Source organism: Streptomyces tirandamycinicus, from assembly GCF_003097515.1.
Lineage (GTDB): Bacteria > Actinomycetota > Actinomycetes > Streptomycetales > Streptomycetaceae > Streptomyces > Streptomyces tirandamycinicus.
Genome location: NZ_CP029188.1, coordinates 4,250,158 through 4,267,744, shown reverse-complemented (window position 1 = coordinate 4,267,744; position 17,587 = coordinate 4,250,158). Strand labels below are relative to the sequence as shown.

18 protein-coding genes are annotated in these 17,587 nt (G+C 73.7%); 13 read left to right on the top strand and 5 right to left on the bottom strand.

What is annotated here, in order from left to right:
* The first annotated feature begins 69 nt into the window (after positions 1-69).
* On the top strand, positions 70-1,770 hold the full coding sequence (locus DDW44_RS19005) for a phospho-sugar mutase (RefSeq protein ID WP_208648047.1): 1,701 nt from the start codon (positions 70-72) through the stop codon (positions 1,768-1,770).
* A gap of 219 nt (positions 1,771-1,989) precedes the next feature.
* On the top strand, positions 1,990-3,186 hold the full coding sequence (locus DDW44_RS19000; RefSeq protein WP_108907164.1) for a mannosyltransferase family protein: 1,197 nt from the start codon (positions 1,990-1,992) through the stop codon (positions 3,184-3,186).
* A gap of 138 nt (positions 3,187-3,324) precedes the next feature.
* On the opposite strand, the gene DDW44_RS18995 is transcribed toward DDW44_RS19000, so the two are convergent.
* Positions 3,325-3,963, bottom strand: coding sequence for a PH domain-containing protein (locus tag DDW44_RS18995; protein WP_108907163.1), 639 nt, complete (start codon positions 3,961-3,963; stop codon positions 3,325-3,327).
* 99 nt (positions 3,964-4,062) lie between these two features.
* Here DDW44_RS18995 and deoC point away from each other — a divergent pair, with 99 nt between their 5' ends.
* The 3 genes from deoC to DDW44_RS18980 are packed head-to-tail and all read left to right on the top strand — an operon-like array spanning position 4,063 to position 7,377.
* Positions 4,063-5,010, top strand: coding sequence for a deoxyribose-phosphate aldolase (deoC, locus tag DDW44_RS18990; RefSeq protein WP_108907162.1), 948 nt, complete (start codon positions 4,063-4,065; stop codon positions 5,008-5,010).
* Positions 5,011-5,021: 11 nt separating this feature from the next.
* Positions 5,022-6,464: an aldehyde dehydrogenase family protein gene (locus DDW44_RS18985; RefSeq protein ID WP_170814673.1), complete on the top strand. Its 1,443-nt coding sequence runs from the start codon at positions 5,022-5,024 to the stop codon at positions 6,462-6,464.
* Positions 6,457-7,377 (top strand): aldehyde dehydrogenase family protein, encoded by a 921-nt coding sequence (locus tag DDW44_RS18980; RefSeq protein ID WP_017946408.1) that lies wholly within the window; start codon positions 6,457-6,459, stop codon positions 7,375-7,377. Before DDW44_RS18985 ends, DDW44_RS18980 begins: the two co-directional genes overlap by 8 nt.
* A 166-nt stretch (positions 7,378-7,543) precedes the next feature.
* Here DDW44_RS18980 and DDW44_RS18975 read toward each other — a convergent pair whose 3' ends face one another.
* The gene (locus tag DDW44_RS18975) at positions 7,544-7,885 is read right to left on the bottom strand and encodes a hypothetical protein (RefSeq protein ID WP_108907161.1); all 342 of its coding nucleotides are present in this window, start codon (positions 7,883-7,885) and stop codon (positions 7,544-7,546) included.
* Positions 7,886-7,939: 54 nt separating this feature from the next.
* Between DDW44_RS18975 and DDW44_RS18970 the strand changes: the two genes are divergently transcribed.
* Both DDW44_RS18970 and DDW44_RS18965 read left to right on the top strand, forming a co-directional pair.
* Positions 7,940-8,638, top strand: a complete 699-nt coding sequence (locus tag DDW44_RS18970) for a uridine kinase (protein WP_208647978.1) — start codon at positions 7,940-7,942, stop codon at positions 8,636-8,638.
* A 324-nt stretch (positions 8,639-8,962) separates the two neighbouring features.
* On the top strand, positions 8,963-9,448 hold the full coding sequence (locus DDW44_RS18965) for a VOC family protein (RefSeq protein WP_108907159.1): 486 nt from the start codon (positions 8,963-8,965) through the stop codon (positions 9,446-9,448).
* Positions 9,449-9,742: 294 nt separating this feature from the next.
* On the opposite strand, the gene DDW44_RS18960 is transcribed toward DDW44_RS18965, so the two are convergent.
* Positions 9,743-10,525, bottom strand: a complete 783-nt coding sequence (locus DDW44_RS18960; RefSeq protein ID WP_018889206.1) for a SigE family RNA polymerase sigma factor — start codon at positions 10,523-10,525, stop codon at positions 9,743-9,745.
* Between the two features lie 181 nt (positions 10,526-10,706).
* Here DDW44_RS18960 and afsQ1 point away from each other — a divergent pair, with 181 nt between their 5' ends.
* The 5 genes from afsQ1 to DDW44_RS18935 all read left to right on the top strand — a co-directional run bounded on the left by afsQ1 (position 10,707) and on the right by DDW44_RS18935 (position 14,618).
* A complete protein-coding gene (gene afsQ1, locus DDW44_RS18955) occupies positions 10,707-11,384 on the top strand; it encodes a two-component system response regulator AfsQ1 (RefSeq protein ID WP_026165053.1) in 678 nt (225 codons plus the stop codon).
* Positions 11,381-12,928, top strand: coding sequence for a sensor histidine kinase (locus tag DDW44_RS18950; protein ID WP_108907158.1), 1,548 nt, complete (start codon positions 11,381-11,383; stop codon positions 12,926-12,928). Before afsQ1 ends, DDW44_RS18950 begins: the two co-directional genes overlap by 4 nt.
* Complete coding sequence (locus DDW44_RS18945; protein ID WP_108907157.1) at positions 12,925-13,623, top strand: hypothetical protein; 699 nt, start codon at positions 12,925-12,927, stop codon at positions 13,621-13,623. The genes DDW44_RS18950 and DDW44_RS18945 overlap by 4 nt, the downstream gene beginning before the upstream one ends.
* A 147-nt stretch (positions 13,624-13,770) precedes the next feature.
* Positions 13,771-14,295 carry a VanZ family protein gene (locus DDW44_RS18940; protein WP_244224062.1) on the top strand — a complete coding sequence of 175 codons (525 nt, stop codon included), beginning with the start codon at positions 13,771-13,773 and terminating at the stop codon, positions 14,293-14,295.
* 92 nt (positions 14,296-14,387) lie between these two features.
* Complete coding sequence (locus DDW44_RS18935; RefSeq protein WP_026165055.1) at positions 14,388-14,618, top strand: PspC domain-containing protein; 231 nt, start codon at positions 14,388-14,390, stop codon at positions 14,616-14,618.
* A 249-nt stretch (positions 14,619-14,867) separates the two neighbouring features.
* Here the strand turns inward: DDW44_RS18935 and DDW44_RS18930 are convergent, their stop codons facing one another.
* Both DDW44_RS18930 and DDW44_RS18925 read right to left on the bottom strand, forming a co-directional pair.
* Positions 14,868-15,161 carry a hypothetical protein gene (locus tag DDW44_RS18930; RefSeq protein ID WP_108907155.1) on the bottom strand — a complete coding sequence of 98 codons (294 nt, stop codon included), beginning with the start codon at positions 15,159-15,161 and terminating at the stop codon, positions 14,868-14,870.
* 133 nt (positions 15,162-15,294) lie between these two features.
* Positions 15,295-16,482: an adenosine deaminase gene (locus tag DDW44_RS18925; protein WP_017946419.1), complete on the bottom strand. Its 1,188-nt coding sequence runs from the start codon at positions 16,480-16,482 to the stop codon at positions 15,295-15,297.
* 295 nt (positions 16,483-16,777) lie between these two features.
* Between DDW44_RS18925 and DDW44_RS18920 the strand changes: the two genes are divergently transcribed.
* A complete protein-coding gene (locus DDW44_RS18920) occupies positions 16,778-17,458 on the top strand; it encodes an alpha/beta hydrolase (protein WP_026281571.1) in 681 nt (226 codons plus the stop codon).
* Positions 17,459-17,587: the final 129 nt, after the last annotated feature.

Genomic DNA, 17,587 nt, shown 5'->3' with positions numbered 1-17,587 from the left:
CCGCCCACGCACACGCTCATGCTCATGCTCATGCTCATGCTCACGACGACTTCAGAGAGGCACATCACCGTGGCGCAGGACCTGATCGCGCAGGCCCGGGCTTGGCTGGCCGAGGACCCCGACGCGGAGACCCGGGACGAGCTGGGCCGGCTCGTCGACGCAGGGGACACGGCGGAGCTGGGCGCCCGGTTCGCCGGGACGCTGCAGTTCGGCACGGCCGGTCTGCGCGGGGAGCTCGGGGCCGGGCCGATGCGGATGAACCGCGTCACGGTGATCCGCGCGGCGGCCGGTCTGGCCGCGTACCTCAAGGCCCGGGGCCACGCCGGCGGTCTGGTCGTGATCGGCTACGACGCCCGCCACAAGTCGGCGGACTTCGCCCGGGACACCGCCGCCGTGATGACCGGCGCCGGGCTGCGGGCCGCGCTGCTGCCGCGCCCGCTGCCCACGCCCGTGCTGGCGTTCGCGATCCGGCACCTGGGCGCCGTCGCCGGTGTCGAGGTCACCGCGAGCCACAACCCGCCGCGTGACAACGGCTACAAGGTCTACCTCGGCGACGGCGCCCAGATCGTGCCCCCGGCCGACGCCGGGATCGCCGCGGAGATCGCGGCGGTCGGCAGCATCCTCGACCTGCCGCGTCCCGAGAGCGGCTGGGAGACGCTCGGGGACGAGGTCCTGGAGTCCTACCTGGAGCGCACCGACGCGGTCCTCAGCCCGCACTCGCCGCGGACGGCCCGCGTGGTCCACACGGCCCTGCACGGCGTCGGCACGGACGTGGTGCTGGCGGCCTGGGAGCGGGCCGGCTTCCCCGCCCCCGTGCTCGTCGGCGAGCAGGCCGAGCCCGACCCGGACTTCCCCACCGTCGCCTTCCCCAACCCGGAGGAGCCGGGCGCGATGGACCTCGCCTTCGCGAAGGCGCGCGAGGCCGGTCCGGACATCGTCATCGCCAACGACCCCGACGCCGACCGCTGCGCGGTGGCGGTCCCCGACGACACCGCGGACGGCGGCTGGCGGATGCTCCGCGGCGACGAGGTCGGCGTACTCCTCGGTGCCCACCTCGTCCGCAAGGGCGTGCCGGCGGATGCGTCGGGCGGTGGGTCCGGGAGCGGGTCGGCGGAGGAGGCGAACCGCACGTTCGCCACGTCGATCGTGTCCTCGTCGCTGCTCGGCAGGATCGCCGAGGCGGCGGGACTCGGCTACGAGGAGACCCTGACCGGCTTCAAGTGGATCTCCCGGGCGGAGGGCCTGCGGTACGGCTACGAGGAGGCGCTGGGCTACTGCGTCGACCCGGACGGCGTACGCGACAAGGACGGCATCACCGCCGCGCTGCTGGTCGCCGAACTGGCCTCGGAGCTCAAGGCCGAGGGCCGAACGCTGACGGATCTGCTGGACGACCTCGCCGTCGCCCACGGCCTGCACGCCACGGACCAGCTGTCGGTACGGGTGGAGGACCTCGGCGTCATCGCGGAGGCCATGCGTCGGCTGCGGGACAAGCCCCCCGCGGCGCTGGCCGGCCTGCGCGTGGCGTCGGCGGAGGACCTCTCGGAGGGCTCCGGGGCGCTGCCGCCCACGGACGGTCTGAGGTACCGCCTGGAGGGCGAGTACGACGCCCGCGTCATCGTCCGCCCCAGCGGCACCGAGCCCAAGCTCAAGTGCTACCTGGAGGTCGTGGTGCCGGTCGCCGGGCCGAGCGGGCTGCCGGCCGCGCGGGCCCGTGCCGCCGAGGTCCTCGCGGCCGTCAAGCGGGACCTGGCGGAGGCCGCCGGGATCTGACGGCCCGTCTGTCCGGGTCGGCGCCCGGCGCGCCCGTGGACCATCCGCGCCCGTGGACCGGGCGCGGGCGTGAACCGGGCGGGCCCGGCGCGCGGGCGTCGCGCGTCCGGGGTCTTCCTGCGGGTGATTTCGCTACGGCAACCGACCTACCGCCCGTGCCCCTCCGTGCCCCGCGGGCGAGGTTGGCGGTAGCGCCCGCCGAACACCGGAGCAGCCCCCGTGCCCCCGACCGCGACCCATCACGCCACCGTCCCCGCCTCCCGCCGGAGCCCCGGCTCGGGAGGCGGCGCCGTACCCGGCGGGCGGAGCAGGCTGCTGCACGCGCTGAACCGGGCCGCCCCGGCGCTGCTCGGGTATCTCGCGGTGCGGCTGACCGGGCTGCTGGTACTCGCGCGCTGGGCCCATCTCAAGGGCGAGAGCCTCTGGCCGACGCTGGCCGCCTCCTGGGACTCCCAGTGGTACCTGGGGATCGCCGACCACGGTTACCACCACGAGCTGGGCACCACACCGAACACCAGCAACCTGGCGTTCTTCCCGCTCTACCCGGTGCTGGTCAGGGCCGTCGCCGCGGTGGCGCCGGGCAGCACCGCCTCGGCGGCCCTGATGATCGCCGTGGTGGCGTCCGTCGCCGCGGCGTGGGGCGTCTTCGCCGTCGGCGACCGGCTGCACGGACGGCGGACCGGAACCGTGCTGGCGGTGCTCTGGGGCGCGATGCCGGTCGCCGTCGTCCAGTGGATGGGCTACACCGAATCGCTGTTCACGGCGCTGGTGGCCTGGTCGCTGTACGCGGCGCTCACCGGCCGCTGGCTGTGGGCGGGCTGGCTCGCGGCCCTCGCCGGGCTCACCCGGCCGACGGGCCTGGCGATCGCCGTGGCCGTGACGGCGGCCGGGGTGACCGCGTTCGCCCGCTCGGGTGGCCGGCGTGCGCTCGCGGGCGCGCTGATCGCCCCCCTGGGATGGTGCGGCTATGTGGCCTGGGTGGCGCTCCGCCTCGGGCGCTGGGACGGCTACTTCGCCGTGCAGCGGCGGTGGACCAACGTGTGGGACGGCGGGAGGGCGACGCTGGAGGAGCTCACCCGGCACCTCGCCTACGACACGGACCCGCACCTGCTCATGGTGGTCGTCTCCGTGGTCCTGGTGCTGGCCACCGGGCTGTTCCTGCTGTGCCTCGCCGACCGGCAGCCGCTGGTGCTGCTGGTGTTCACGGGTGTGCTGCTGCTCATCGTCCTCGGCAGCGGCGGGGTCTACTTCCCCCGCGCGCGGTTCCTGCTGCCCGCCTTCCCGCTGCTGCTGCCGGTGGCCGTGGCGGTGGCGCATGCACGCAGGGCGGCGGCGCTGCTGGTCCTGGGCGGGGCGGTGCTGTCCTCGGCCTGGCTGGGTGGGCATCTGCTGCTGGTGTGGCAGGGTCCGCCCTGACCGGTACGCGGTCGCGGCCGTACCCCGGTTCGGCCACCACCGGCCACCACCGTCCGGCCCGCGGTCGCGACCCGCGCGGAACCGGAAGACCCGCGCGAAGCCGAAAGACCCGCGCAGAACCGGAAGGCCCGCGCGGGGTCAGCCGACGGCGAGCAGGACCACCAGGGCGACCGCTCCCACGACGACCGGGCCGGCGATCTCGTACGCCCAGCGCACCCGCGGTTCGCCCGCGGCGGCCGGCCGGTGCCCGGCCTGCTCGGAAAGCCCCCTGAGCTCGGCGATCGTCCGGTCGCCGGACGCCACGGGCGGTGTGCCGCCGGCGGCGGCACCGCCCGGTCGCGTGGCGGCGGGATCACCCGCGGCGATGGCCCTCGACCGCCTGCGGGCGGCGGACTTGCGCTGCCGCAGGGACACCGGCACGGCCCACAGCTGGTACTTGGCTCCGTCCTCGGTGAGGACCTCGCTGGAGTACGCGGCGCGCACCTCCGCGACCGTCCGCCAGGGCAGGACGATGGTGCGGAAGGGGTTCCTGATGCGCAGCCGGTCGTCGTTGGCGAAGACCGCGGGGCGCAGCGTGAAGGCGACGATCAAAGGCACCAGCACCAGAAGTCCCGCGAGCGCGACCCACGGCGTCAGCCCCGCACCGCGGAGGAGCGCGTCACCGCCGATCCAGCCAGTGAAGGCGAGCAGCAGCACACCGGTGGCGATACCGGAATGCGAACGGTAGACGCGGTCGGCGTGGACCGGCTCGGCGGTCGGCTGCTCGGGGCTGTCCATGCCCACGATTCTGCCGCATGGGCCCCTGGTGCCCGATGACGAGTCCCCGGTGCCCCCTGTACAGGTTGCTACGCGCGTAGATATGCTGGTCTGGTGACCATGCCCACCATTGCACCTGCATTCGCTGACGTGACCTCGTCCGACAGCGCACTGCGCCGCTTCCTGCACGGGCTGCCCGGGGTCGATCCTGTCGGCCTGGAAGCGCGCGCCGCGTCTCTCGGCACCCGCTCGATCAAGACGACGGCCAAGGCGTACGCCATCGACCTGGCCATCTCGATGATCGACCTGACGACGCTGGAAGGCGCGGACACCCCGGGCAAGGTCCGGGCGCTCGCCGCCAAGGCCGTCAATCCCGATCCGACCGACCGCGGCACGCCGGCGACGGCCGCCGTCTGCGTCTACCCCGACATGGTGGCCACCGCCAAGGCCGCACTGGGCGGGGCGGACGTGAAGGTCGCCTCCGTCGCCACCGCCTTCCCCGCCGGCCGCGCCGCACTGGACGTCAAGCTCGCGGACACCCGCGACGCCGTCGAGGCCGGGGCCGACGAGATCGACATGGTGATCGACCGCGGCGCCTTCCTCGCGGGCGACTACATGAAGGTCTTCGAGGAGATCCGCGCCGTGAAGGAGGCCTCGGGCGCGGCCCGGCTGAAGGTCATCTTCGAGACCGGCGAGCTCTCCACGTACGACAACATCCGCCGCGCCTCCTGGCTCGGCATGATGGCCGGCGCCGACTTCATCAAGACGTCGACCGGGAAGGTCGCCGTCAACGCGACCCCGGCCAACACCCTGCTCATGCTGGAGGCCGTCCGCGACTTCCGCGCGCAGACCGGCGTGCAGGTCGGCGTGAAGCCCGCCGGCGGCATCCGCACCAGCAAGGACGCCATCAAGTTCCTGGTGCTCGTCAACGAGACCGCGGGCCAGGACTGGCTGGACAACCACTGGTTCCGGTTCGGCGCGTCCAGCCTGCTGAACGACCTGCTGATGCAGCGCCAGAAGCTGGCGACCGGCCGCTACTCCGGCCCCGACTACGTGACGGTGGACTGAGACCCATGACCATGGACAAGCTTTCGGCGTTCGAGTACGCACCCGCACCCGAGTCGCGGTCGGTCGTCGACATCGCCCCGTCGTACGGCCTCTTCATCGACGGCGAGTTCACCGACGCCGCCGACGGACAGGTCTTCAAGACCGTCTCCCCCTCCACCGAGGAGGTCCTGTCCGAGGTCGCCCGGGCGGGCGCCGAGGACATCGACCGCGCGGTGGGGGCGGCACGCAAGGCGTTCGCGAAGTGGTCCGCGCTGCCGGGCTCCGAGCGCGCCAAGTACCTCTTCCGCATCGCCCGGATCATCCAGGAGCGCTCGCGCGAGCTCGCCGTCCTGGAGACGCTGGACAACGGCAAGCCGATCAGGGAGACCCGCGACGCCGACCTCCCGCTGGTCGCGGCGCACTTCTTCTACTACGCGGGCTGGGCGGACAAGCTCGGCCACGCGGGGTACGGGCCCGACCCCCGGCCGCTCGGCGTCGCCGGCCAGGTCATCCCCTGGAACTTCCCGCTGCTGATGCTGGCGTGGAAGATCGCCCCGGCGCTCGCCACCGGCAACACGGTGGTGCTGAAGCCCGCCGAGACCACCCCGCTGTCCGCGCTGTTCTTCGCCGACGTCTGCCGCCAGGCCGGACTGCCCAAGGGCGTCGTCAACATCGTCCCCGGTTACGGCGACGCGGGCGCGGCGCTCGTCGCCCACCCGGACGTGAACAAGGTGGCCTTCACCGGTTCCACCGGGGTCGGCAAGGCCATCGCCCGCGAGGTCGCGGGCACGGACAAGAAGCTCACGCTGGAGCTGGGCGGCAAGGGCGCCAACATCGTCTTCGACGACGCCCCCATCGACCAGGCCGTCGAGGGCATCGTCGGCGGCATCTTCTTCAACCAGGGCCAGGTCTGCTGCGCGGGCTCCCGCCTCCTGGTGCAGGAGTCGATCCAGGACGAGCTGCTGGACTCCCTGAAGCGGCGGCTGTCCACGCTGCGCCTCGGCGACCCGCTGGACAAGAACACCGACATCGGCGCCATCAACTCGGCCGAGCAGCTGGCCCGGATCACGGCCCTCGCCGAGACCGGCGAGGCCGAGGGCGCCGAGCGCTGGACGGCACCGTGCGAACTGCCGTCGGCCGGCTACTGGTTCGCCCCGACGCTGTTCACCAACGTCACCCAGGCCCACACCATCGCCCGTGACGAGATCTTCGGGCCGGTGCTGTCGGTGCTGACGTTCCGGACCCCGGACGAGGCCGTCGCCAAGGCCAACAACAGCCAGTACGGCCTGTCCGCGGGCATCTGGACGGAGAAGGGCTCCCGCATCCTCGCGGTGGCGAGCAAGCTCCGCGCGGGTGTCGTGTGGGCCAACACCTTCAACAAGTTCGACCCGACCTCGCCCTTCGGCGGATACAAGGAGTCGGGCTTCGGCCGCGAGGGCGGCCGCCACGGTCTGGAGGCCTACCTCGATGTCTGAGTCGACGCGTCTGTCCGTCTTCAAGACCTACAAGCTGTACGTCGGGGGCAAGTTCCCCCGCAGCGAGAGCGGCCGGGTGTACGAGGTGACCACAGCGACATCAGCCTCCGGCGCGGCGGGCAAGGGCAAGGGCAGGTGGCTGGCCAACGCGCCCCTCTCCTCCCGCAAGGACGCCCGGGACGCGGTCGTCGCCGCGCGCAAGGCGTTCGGCGGCTGGTCGGGCGCGACGGCCTACAACCGGGGCCAGGTCCTCTACCGCGTCGCCGAGATGCTGGAGGGCCGCAGGGAGCAGTTCGTCCGCGAGGTGGCCGACGCCGAGGGCCTGTCGAAGTCCAAGGCGGGCGCGGTCGTGGACGCCGCGATCGACCGCTGGGTCTGGTACGCGGGCTGGACGGACAAGATCGGCCAGGTCGTCGGCGGGGCGAACCCGGTCGCGGGCCCGTACTTCAACCTGTCGACGCCCGAGCCGACCGGTGTGGTCACCGTGCTCGCCCCGCAGGAGTCTTCCTTCCTCGGACTGGTCTCGGTGATCGCCCCCGTGATCGCGACGGGCAACACGGCTGTGGTCGTCGCCTCGGAGCGGGCACCGCTGCCGGCGCTGTCGCTCGGCGAGGTGCTGGCCACGTCCGACCTTCCCGGCGGAGTGGTCAACGTCCTCTCCGGCCGCACGGCCGAGATCGCCGCGCCGCTGGCCGCGCACCAGGACGTCAACGCGATCGACCTCACCGGAGCCGGGGCGGAACTCGCCGCGGAGCTGGAGACCGCCGCCGCGGACAACCTCAAGCGGGTACTGCGCCCCCGCGCCGAGGACTGGACGGCCGACCCCGGCACGGACCGGATGACGGCCTTCCTGGAGACCAAGACGGTCTGGCACCCGACGGGTTCGCTGGGGGCCTCAGGCTCCGCGTACTGACGCGTCCCACGGGCACCGCGGCCGCCGAACGGGCCGCCGCGCCGCCCGGTGCACCGCGCGGCAGGGCGACGGGCCCGCGGGGGATCACCCCCGCGGGCCCGCCGCGGTGCGCCCCCGGTCCGCCCGGGGTGCGGCCCGTCGCAGCGGCCGCCGCGCGTCCGCGGCGTCAGCCCGGGATCAGCCCGCCGAGCAGCGGACCGGCGGCCGGGATCTCCCGCGGGCTGCCCAGGGAGCCGGTGACGTGCCGGGTGTCGAGCGCCTGGAAGTCGGCGACCTGTGTGCCGACTCCGTTGTCGAGCGGGTCCACACCGGTGTGCGCGAGCGGGTTCAGCGGAACGCTCTCGACGGGTGCGCCGACGTACCCGACGGTGTCCGCGAGGGCGTTCACGGCCGCCGGGTCGTGGCCGTCCGCGGGCGCCGCCTGGGCCGGTGCGGCCCCGGCGCCGAGCGCCGCGCCCAGCGCGGTCGCGGCCAGCCCGGCCGCCCTGAGCAACTTCGTGCCTGCCATGGGAATCCTGCCTCCAGAAGTAACCGGTCGACGACGCAGCGTAGTTGCGATGTGATGCTCGATACCAACCGGACCTCGGGGGGATCCCCTGCACGGGTCAATGCCTCACACTGGTGTCCCGTGAGTTCCCAACCCCCGCCGACGCGCGTCGTCCTGCTGTCCGGGCCCTCCGGTTCCGGAAAATCGTCCCTCGCCGCCCGCTCCGGCCTCCCGGTGCTGCGCCTCGACGACTTCTACAAGGAGGGGGACGACCCGAGCCTCCCGCTGATGGCGGGCACCGCGGCCGTCGACTGGGACTCCCCCGCCTCCTGGGACGCCGACGCCGCGGTCCACGCGGTCGCCGAACTGTGCCGCACCGGGCGGACGACGGTTCCCGTGTACGACATCGCCACCAGCTCGCGGACCGGCCGTGAGACCGTCGACATCTCCCGCGCCCCGCTCTTCGTCGCGGAGGGCATCTTCGCCGCGGACATCGCGGACCGCTGCCGGGAACTCGGCATCCTGGCGGACGCCCTGTGCCTGCGCGGACGGCCCTCGACGACGTTCCGCCGCCGCCTGGTGCGGGATCTGCGGGAGAGCCGCAAGTCCGTGCCCTTCCTGCTGCGGCGCGGCTGGCGGCTGATGCGCGCGGAACGCGGCATCGTGACACGCCAGGCGGCCCTGGGCGCCCACCCCTGCGGCGCGGACGAGGCCCTCGGCCGCCTCGCCGCCGCCGCGGACCGCTGCCGCGTCCCCGCCGGGGAACCGGTGTAGCAGGGGCGCGCGGCGGGCTCCCCGCCGCCCGCCGGGACACCGGGACAGGGGCCCGGGGGCGGCACCGGACGCGGTGGACCGGGGACGTTCGACGGCTCACCGCGGATCGCGACGCCCCGCAGCGGGCCCCTCGCCCGTGAGCCGGGCGATCGGCCGGTGGGAACGACCCGGCGGCGGAGCACTCACGGCGTCGGCGGTGCCCTCCGGCCGGCAGGTGCGTGCCCGCAGGGCCCCCATCGACGCTTGACCTCAACCGAACTTGAGCTCCTAGGTTCCTTCCAGAGCCGCAGGAACCGACCAGCGGCGCTTTCAAGGAGCTTCGCCGTGACCGAGCGCACAGCCCGCATCGAGATCCCCGACCGCTACCGCCATGCCGTGATCCCGCACATCATGGTCGACGACGCCGCCGCGGCGATCGACTTCTACCAGCGGGCGTTCGGCGCCCGTGAGGACGTCAGGGTCGGCGCTCCGGGCGGCGGGATTCTGCACGCCGAGATCACCGTCGGACGGTCGACCCTGATGCTGGGCGACGCCAGCCTGGACGAGGCGGAGGCCGCCTCCTTCGCCGCGCCGGCCTCGCTCGGCGGAGGCACGACCGTCACGCTGCACGTCTTCGTGCCGGACGTCGACAGCCTGGCTGAACGCGCGGCAGCCGCCGGCGCCGAGATCCTCCAGCCGCCGAAGGACATGTTCCACGGCGACCGCACCGTGATCCTCAAGGACCCGTCGGGTCACATATGGGTGTTCCTGACGCATGTGGAAGACCTCTCGGAGGAGGAGCTTCAGCGCCGCCTGGCCGCCGCCTGGTGAGTGGCCCCCCGTGCGCGCGGTGATCCGGACCGGATGCGGAGCGCCGCGCCGGCACGACCCGCCGGCCTGACCGCCCGATCGGTGCCCGGGCCGCCTGCCGCCGCCAGGTGCACCGACCCGCGATCGGGCCTGGCGACGGGGTCGCCGGTGGGCGGGGCCGTACCGGATCCCCCGGCCCGGTACGGCCCCGCTTCACCTTCCCCCGCGGTCCCCCCGCTTCTTCCCCCGTCGTTCCCGCGGTCCCCCGTGGCCCCCCGTGGCCCCCAGTCGTTCCCGCGGTCCCCCGTGCCGCCTTCAGGCCACCAGCTCGCCGAAGGACTCCTCCTCGTCACGGCCGAAGCTGAGCGCCCCGTCCTCGCGCATCCGGCGCAGGGAGCGCCAGATGCTCGACTTCACCGTGCCGACGCTGATGCCGAGGATGTCCGCGATCTCCGGATCCGTGCGGCCCTCGTAGTAGCGCAGCACCAGCATCGTGCGCTGCAGCTCGGGCAGCCGGGCCAGGGCCTGCCACAGGACCGCCCGCAGCTCCGTGCCGCGCATCGCGTCCGTGTCGCCCGCCGTCTCCGGAAGCTCCTCGGTCGGGTACTCGTCGATCTTGCGCCGGCGCCAGGCGCTGATGTGCAGGTTCGTCATCGTCCTGCGCAGGTAGCCGCCGAGCGCCGCCTTGTCGCTGATCCGGTCCCACGCCCGGTAGGTGGAGAACAGCGCGCTCTGCAGCAGGTCCTCCGCCTCGTAGCGGTCACCGGTCAGGTGGTACGCGGCCGCGTACAGGGAGGCGCGGCGCTCCCGGACGTAGGCGGTGAACGCCGCTTCGGCGTCCGCCCGCTCGCCCGGACCGCTCCGCTCCCCCGAGCCCTCCCCGTACGCGCTTCCCCCGTGGCTCCCCTCGGCCTTCGCGTCAACCACCGTCATCCAGGAGGGCGTACGCACCTGCTCCGCGGGCGACGGCTTGTGCTGACGCCCGGCGCCGCGCACGCACCCCCGCACGTTCACGGCGCCGGACTTCTCGGTGTTCCGCACGACGTCGTGGAGACGCGTGACAACCGCGTTCGAAGCGGTGCTGTGCAGTGCGTTCATCTCGCGCCCCCCGTCGGCAGGAGTCCGTTCCCATCTCGTGGTGAAGACTCTGCCCGGGGGACTTCACACCGCTGTCCGCCGACTGTCACAGACCTGTCACAGGCCCCTCGTCCCCGGTGGGACGGGCCCGCGGCGGTCCGGCGGTCGAACTGTCGGGGCCCGATGGGCCAGAATGACCTCCGTGCCTTTCCTGTTGCTGATCGAGGACGACGACGCCATCCGCACGGCGCTCGAACTCTCGCTGTCACGCCAGGGCCACCGTGTGGCCACCGCGGCGACGGGCGAGGACGGTCTGAAGCTGCTGCGTGAGCAGCGGCCGGACCTGATCGTGCTGGATGTGATGCTGCCCGGCATCGACGGATTCGAGGTGTGCCGGCGGATCAGGCGCACGGACCAGTTGCCGATCATCCTGCTGACCGCGCGCAGCGACGACATCGACGTCGTCGTCGGCCTGGAGTCGGGCGCCGACGACTACGTGGTCAAACCGGTGCAGGGCCGGGTCCTCGACGCCCGGATCCGCGCCGTGCTGCGGCGCGGTGAGCGCGAGTCCACCGACTCGGCGACCTTCGGCTCGCTGGTGATCGACCGCTCCGCGATGACGGTCACCAAGAACGGCGAGGATCTGCAGCTCACGCCGACCGAGCTGCGTCTCCTGCTGGAGCTGAGCCGCCGGCCCGGCCAGGCCCTGTCCCGCCAGCAGCTGCTGCGCCTGGTCTGGGAGCACGACTACCTGGGCGACTCCCGTCTGGTGGACGCCTGCGTCCAGCGGCTGCGGGCGAAGGTGGAGGACGTCCCGTCCTCGCCGACGCTGATCCGCACGGTCAGAGGTGTGGGCTACCGGCTGGACACTCCCCAGTGACCGGTGCCGCGAAGAGGGCCATACTCGCGGGGCTCGGCTGGACCAGTCTCCGGCTGCGCCTCGTCGTCGTCTTCGGCCTGGTCGCGCTGACCGCCGCCGTGTCCGCGTCCGGCATCGCGTACTGGCTGAACCGCGAGGCGGTGCTGACCCGTACCCAGGACGCGGCGCTCGGCGACTTCCGGCAGCAGATGCAGAACCGTGCCGCGTCGCTGCCGGCGCGGCCCACGGAGGCGGAACTCCAGACCACCGCCGAGCAGATGGCCGGCGGCGACGCCGGCTACAGCGTGCTGCTGCTCGGGGAGCGGGCCGCCGGCAAGCCGATCGTCGGCGCCTCCGACCCGGACGTCTTCACGCTCGGCGACGTGCCCGCGGAACTCCGGAAGGCGGTCACCGACCAGCCGCACCTGTTCTGGGTGCGCACCCAGCGGGGCGACACGCCCTATCTGGTGGCCGGTACCCGCGTCGTCGGCGGCGGTCCCACCGGCTACCTGCTCAAGTCCCTCGACCAGGAGCGCCAGGACCTGAACTCGCTGGCCTGGTCGCTCGGCATCGCCACGGCCCTGGCCCTGGCCGGCTCGGCGCTGCTGGCTCAGGCGGCCGCGACGACGGTGCTCAAGCCGGTCCAGCGGCTCGGGCAGGCGGCCCGGCAGCTCGGCGAGGGCAAGCTGGACACCCGGCTGCAGGTGTCCGGCACGGACGAGCTGGCGGACCTGTCGCGGACCTTCAACAAGGCGGCGGAGTCGCTGGAGAAGAAGATGGCGGACATGAGCGCGCGGGAGGAGTCCAGCCGCCGCTTCGTCGCCGACATGTCGCACGAGCTGCGTACCCCGCTCACCGCGCTGACCGCGGTGACGGAGATCCTGGAGGGCGAACAGGACGCCCTCGACCCGATGATCGCCCCGGCGGTGGAGCTGGTGGTGAGCGAGACACGGCGGCTGAACGACCTGGTGGAGAATCTGATGGAGGTGACCCGCTTCGACGCGGGTACGGCCCGGCTGGTCCTCGACGACGTCGACGTCGCCGACCAGGTCACCGCCTGCATCGACGCACGGGCCTGGCTGGACGCCGTCGAACTCGACGCGGAGCGCGGCATCATGGCCCGACTCGACCCGCGCCGCCTCGACGTGATACTCGCCAATCTGATCGGCAACGCGCTGAAGCACGGCGGCTCGCCGGTGCGGGTGGCGGTGCGCACGGAGGGCGAGGAGCTGCTCATCGAGGTGCGCGACCACGGTCCGGGCATCCCGGAGGAGGTGCTGCCGCACGTCTTCGACCGGTTCTACAAGGCGAGCGCCTCACGGCCGCGGTCCGAGGGCAGTGGGCTGGGGCTGTCCATCGCGATGGAGAACGCCCTGATCCACGGCGGCGGCATCACCGCGGCCAACTCGACGGACGGCGACGGCGGTGCGGTGTTCGTGCTGCGGCTGCCCCGCGACGCCTCCGGCATCACCCCGGAGGGCCACGGGCGGGCCGGCACCGAGCTCGACGGCGGGCGGGACGCCGGGCAGGGCGCCGGGCAGGGAGAGGAGGGCGACGCGCGGTGAGCCGAGTACGCGGGACGCACCGGACCGCCGCACCGGACGGGGCGGCGGCCGCCGGCCCGGCCGGTCCGAAGCGCGGCACCCCCCGGCCCGGGGTACGCCGGGCGGTCGCGGCCCTGGCGGGCGCCGTCGCCCTCGCCGCCGCCGGCTGCGGCATCAGGACGACCGCGGTTCCGGTCGACGCCGGCCCGGCGCCGTCCCGGGTGCCGTGCACGCTCTCAGGCAAGGAGACCGCCACCGCGACGCAGCCGCAGCTCGTGGTGCGCGTGTACCTGGTGTGCGCGTCGGCGCTGGAGGCGGTGGACCGTACCGTCCCGGTCGCCGAGGGACGGACCGGAGACCGGGTGCGCACCGCCCAGATGCTCCTCGGCGAGCTGCTGGAGCAGCCCTCGGGGCCCGAGCGGGAGGCCGGGTTCGCGAGCCTGGTACGGGGGCCGCTGACCGTCTCCCCGCCGCGCGACGGCGATCCCGCGGGCACGCTGCGGCTGAGCCGCCAGCCCGAGGACCTGCCGGCGGCGGCGCTGGCGCAGGTCGTCTGCACACTCGCGGAGAGCCCGGCGGCGGCCGGGAGCGGCACGGTGGTCCTGGCCGGACCGGGCGACTACACGCCGCGCGGCTACCGCTGCACGGACTCGGTGAAGCAGCGGCCCGACACCGCCCCGCCGACCGCGGGCCCGGCGACGCCGCCGGCCTCCTGAGCGACGCTCCCGGCCACGGCTCCCGAGGCGGCTCCGGCGGGGCTCTCGACACGGGCGGGTCCGTGCGGAACCGATCCCACCGGTCCTCGCGTCTTGGGAGGCGTGCAGCGTCAAGGTTCGGGCGGTAGTGCCGGCATCCGCTTCCGCGTGGCGGGAGGCGTCCTCCTCCTCGCACATCTCGCCGTCGTGGCGTGGCTGACGCTCCGCCCGCTGGACGTGCCGTGGGTGACGGCGGCGAACCTGGAACCGCTGGCGGGCATCAAGGCCGACCTCGCGGCGGGACCCGTCGAGGGGGCCCGCCGGATCGGCGAGGGACTGCTGCTGCTGGCACCCCTCGGAGTACTGCTTCCGATGGCGGGCGGCAGGATCGCCGTCTCCCCCTGGGCCTCGCTGGCGCGTACGGTCGCGGCGGGAGCGCTGCTGTCCCTGGGCATCGAACTGCTCCAGACCGCGGTGCCGGGGCGGGTCGTCGACGTGGACTCGCTGCTGCTCAACACCGCGGGGGTGGCGCTGGCCCATCTTCTCGTCGTCCCCGCCGGGCGGGCCCGGCTGCGGCGCGGGGGCTCCGGGCGCCGCCCGGCGGGCCGCGGGAAGGGGCGGGGACCGGTGCGCAGCGACGACGTCCCCCAGGGACCCACCCCGAAGATTCCCAGGGTCGGGATCGCCCCCTAGAGCGACGCTTGTTCTGCTTGTTCCGGGTGACGATGGAGTCATCGGGAGCCCGACGGAGCGGCTCCCGCGAAGGACACGTGAAGGAGCCCACCATGGCCGCACTCACCCGTCCCCGCGACTGGGGACACCGCCCGCTCCGGAGGAGTGGGGGGAGGATGATCGGCGGAGTGTGCGCAGCGCTGGCGGGGCGCTTCGGCATCTCCGCGACCACCGTGCGCGTGATCTTCCTGGTGTCCTGCCTGCTGCCCGGCCCGCAGTTCCTGATCTACCTGGCGCTGTGGCTGCTGCTGCCGGCGGAGAAGCCCGCCTCCACCACGTGGTGACGGCCGCCGCGGCCACGCGCGGGGGCGCGCACCCGGTTGCCGGGTGCGCGCCCCGTGTCGTCGGCGCTCGGGCCGTCAGGCGTCCCCGGTGGCCGGCCGGGCGGGTCGCACAGGCGCCGTCCGCCCGGGTCACGGGGGCGACGCAGGCGCGAGTCGCACAGGCGCCGTCCGCCTCGGTCGTACGGGCGACACCCGCGCCGGTCGTACGGGCGACGCCCGCGCGAGTCGCCCGGGGAGCGGTCGCCCGGCTCACATGGGCAGCGGAAGGCCGTCCAGCGGGAGCCCGTTCAGCGGCGTCGCGCCGACCGGCAGACCGCCCAGCAGGCCGCCTACCGGGGCGGGCGCGGGCAGGATCCGGGGACCGGACTGCCCGGTGACGTCCTCGACGGCGGGCAGCGCGGCCGGCTGGACGGCGGAGAGGGCGTCCAGCGGTGTGCCGACGTCGGGGAGGGCCGTCGTGGCCGACGCGGAACCGGCGGCGGCAGCGGCGAAGGCGGCGCCGAGGGCGGCGACACCGAGGGTCTTGGCAGCAGCTTGCTTCATCAGGTGGGTTTCCTTGGGGAGGGGAATGGCACGGCTTTGCAAGCTAGCCAGCGCGTCCCGGCTCCCGCAAACAGCCGGGAAAAGGAAAAGGACCGGGAGTTGACACTCCCGGCCGCTTTCGCATCTCCCCGACTCAGCCCTGTCCGGAGGAGGAACCGCTGGTCGTGGCCGTCTGCTGGAAGAGCCATTCGGACCTGAGTTCGGCGTATCCCGGCTTGATGACATCGTTGATCATCGCGAGTCGCTCATCAAAAGGAATGAACGCCGATTTCATCGCATTGACGGTGAACCACTGCATGTCGTCGAGCGTGTAGCCGAACGTCCCGGTCAGCAGCTCGAATTCACGGCTCATACTCGTGTTGCTCATCAGCCGGTTGTCCGTGTTGACGGTGGCCCGGAAGTGCAGCCTGCGCAGCAGCCCGATGGGGTGCTCCTCGTACGAGGACGCGGCGCCCGTCTGCAGATTGGACGTCGGGCACAGCTCCAGCGGGATGCGCTTGTCCCGGACGTACGCCGCCAGCCGCCCCAGCTTCACACCGCCGTCGGCGGCGACGTCGATGTCGTCGATGATGCGGACGCCGTGGCCGAGCCGGTCGGCACCGCACCACTGGAGGGCCTGCCAGATGGACGGCAGCCCGAACCCCTCCCCGGCGTGGATCGTGAAGTGGTTGTTCTCCCGCTTGAGGTACTCGAAGGCGTCGAGGTGGCGGGTGGGCGGGTAGCCGGCCTCGGCGCCCGCGATGTCGAAGCCCACCACACCCTCGTCGCGGTAGCGGTTGGCGACCTCGGCGATCTCCAGGGCCCGGGCGGCGTGCCGCATGGCGGTCAGCAGGGCACCCACCCGGATGCGGTGGCCGTTGGCCCGGGCCCGGCGTTCGCCCTCCCGGAAGCCCTCGTTGACGGCCTCGACGACCTCTTCCAGGGTCAGCCCCGCTTCGAGGTGCTGCTCCGGCGCGTAGCGCACCTCGGCGTAGACGACGCCGTCCTCGGCCAGGTCCTCGGCGCACTCGACGGCGACGCGCTTGAGGGCCTCCCGGGTCTGCATGACGGCGCAGGTGTGCGCGAACGTCTCCAGGTAGCGCTCCAGGGAGCCGGAGTCGGCGGCCTCGTGGAACCAGACGCCGAGTTTGTCCGGTTCGGTCTCGGGCAGGGCGTCGTAGCCGACGGCACGGGCGAGGTCGATGACCGTACCGGGGCGCAGCCCGCCGTCGAGGTGGTCGTGCAGAAGAACCTTGGGGGCGCGGCGGATCTGGTCCGCGGTGGGCCCCTGGTGCCCGGGGGCGCTTCCCCCGGAGGACGCGTGGGGTGTCTGGCTCGTCATCTGCGCACTCTATTCCCTACGCGCGTAGAAGGCATCTGCACGAATCACCTGTCGATACGTAACAGTGACCGTGCGGACGGGTGGCGTACACCTGCCCTTCTGAGACTGTTCTGGGATGGCACACCAGGCACTGCCCCGGTGGTGGGGGCGTATGGCGGGCGCGGCGGAGTCGGCCCGTACACGGTTCGAGGGGAACGTGGCGCGGGGGCAACGGGGGAACGGCGGCGATACACAGGCCGGGCTGGGCCGCGCGGTCCGGTCGTTCGGGGACTCGGCGGACGGAGTCGTCACCGCGGTGGTGCTGGTGCTGCCGAACGGCGAGCCCGAATCGGCACGCGGCCCGTCCACCCTCTCCCACGCCTCCGCGCTGCCGCTGGCGCGCTCGCTCGCCCGGGCGGGCCGCGCCGACGGCCTCGCCGCGCACGTGGTGCGCTACCGCGGCCGCGGCTGGAACGGCCCGGACGCCCGACTCGCGGCAGACGCGTCCCGGGCGGCGGACGAGGCGGTACGGCGGTACGGCGACATCCCCGTGTGCCTGGCCGGCCAGGGCATGGGGGGCCGCGCCGCCCTGCACGCGGCCGGCCACGCCGCCGTCAACTCGGTGCTGGCGCTCGCCCCCTGGCTGCCGGAGAACGACATGGCGGCGGACCCCGAACCGGTGAAGCAGCTCGTGGGCCGCCGGGTGCTGATCGTGCACGGCACCAACGACGCGAGGAGCGCTCCGGAGCTGTCGTACCGGCTGGCGGAGCGGGCGAAGAAGACGAACCGCGACACCTGCCGGTTCGAGGTCCACTCGGACGGGCACGCACTGCGGCAGTACCAGGCCGAAGTCCAGGCGCTGGCCGCGGACTTCGTCCTCGGCTCGCTGTTCTCGCGCGCCTACGCCCGCCCCGTCGCGGACGCGCTCGCCGCGCCCCCGCCGCTGGGGCTCCGCATGCCCCTCGCCGCGGGCTTCGGGCGGGCGTTGCGGCACTGACGGCGGGAGGGGGCGCCCGACGGCCCGGGCCCGCACGGGGCTTGCGCCGGCGGCGGTACGGGGGCGCCTCTGCGGCGAGTCGGGCGCGCGAACGCCGAGTCGGGCGCGCGCGTGGGAGCATCCGCGGCC

Bases quoted from the DNA above. Each gene is read 5' to 3' on its own strand.
- DDW44_RS18925 (WP_017946419.1), bottom strand. From the start codon at position 16,482: ATGACGAGCCAGACACCCCACGCGTCCTCCGGGGGAAGCGCCCCCGGG.
- DDW44_RS18980 (WP_017946408.1), top strand. From the start codon at position 6,457: ATGTCTGAGTCGACGCGTCTGTCCGTCTTCAAGACCTACAAGCTGTAC.
- DDW44_RS18935 (WP_026165055.1), top strand. From the start codon at position 14,388: ATGGCCGCACTCACCCGTCCCCGCGACTGGGGACACCGCCCGCTCCGG.
- DDW44_RS18930 (WP_108907155.1), bottom strand. From the start codon at position 15,161: ATGAAGCAAGCTGCTGCCAAGACCCTCGGTGTCGCCGCCCTCGGCGCC.
- DDW44_RS18985 (WP_170814673.1), top strand. From the start codon at position 5,022: ATGGACAAGCTTTCGGCGTTCGAGTACGCACCCGCACCCGAGTCGCGG.
- DDW44_RS18975 (WP_108907161.1), bottom strand. From the start codon at position 7,885: ATGGCAGGCACGAAGTTGCTCAGGGCGGCCGGGCTGGCCGCGACCGCG.
- DDW44_RS18960 (WP_018889206.1), bottom strand. From the start codon at position 10,525: ATGAACGCACTGCACAGCACCGCTTCGAACGCGGTTGTCACGCGTCTC.
- DDW44_RS18970 (WP_208647978.1), top strand. From the start codon at position 7,940: ATGCTCGATACCAACCGGACCTCGGGGGGATCCCCTGCACGGGTCAAT.
- DDW44_RS18995 (WP_108907163.1), bottom strand. From the start codon at position 3,963: ATGGACAGCCCCGAGCAGCCGACCGCCGAGCCGGTCCACGCCGACCGC.
- deoC (WP_108907162.1), top strand. From the start codon at position 4,063: ATGCCCACCATTGCACCTGCATTCGCTGACGTGACCTCGTCCGACAGC.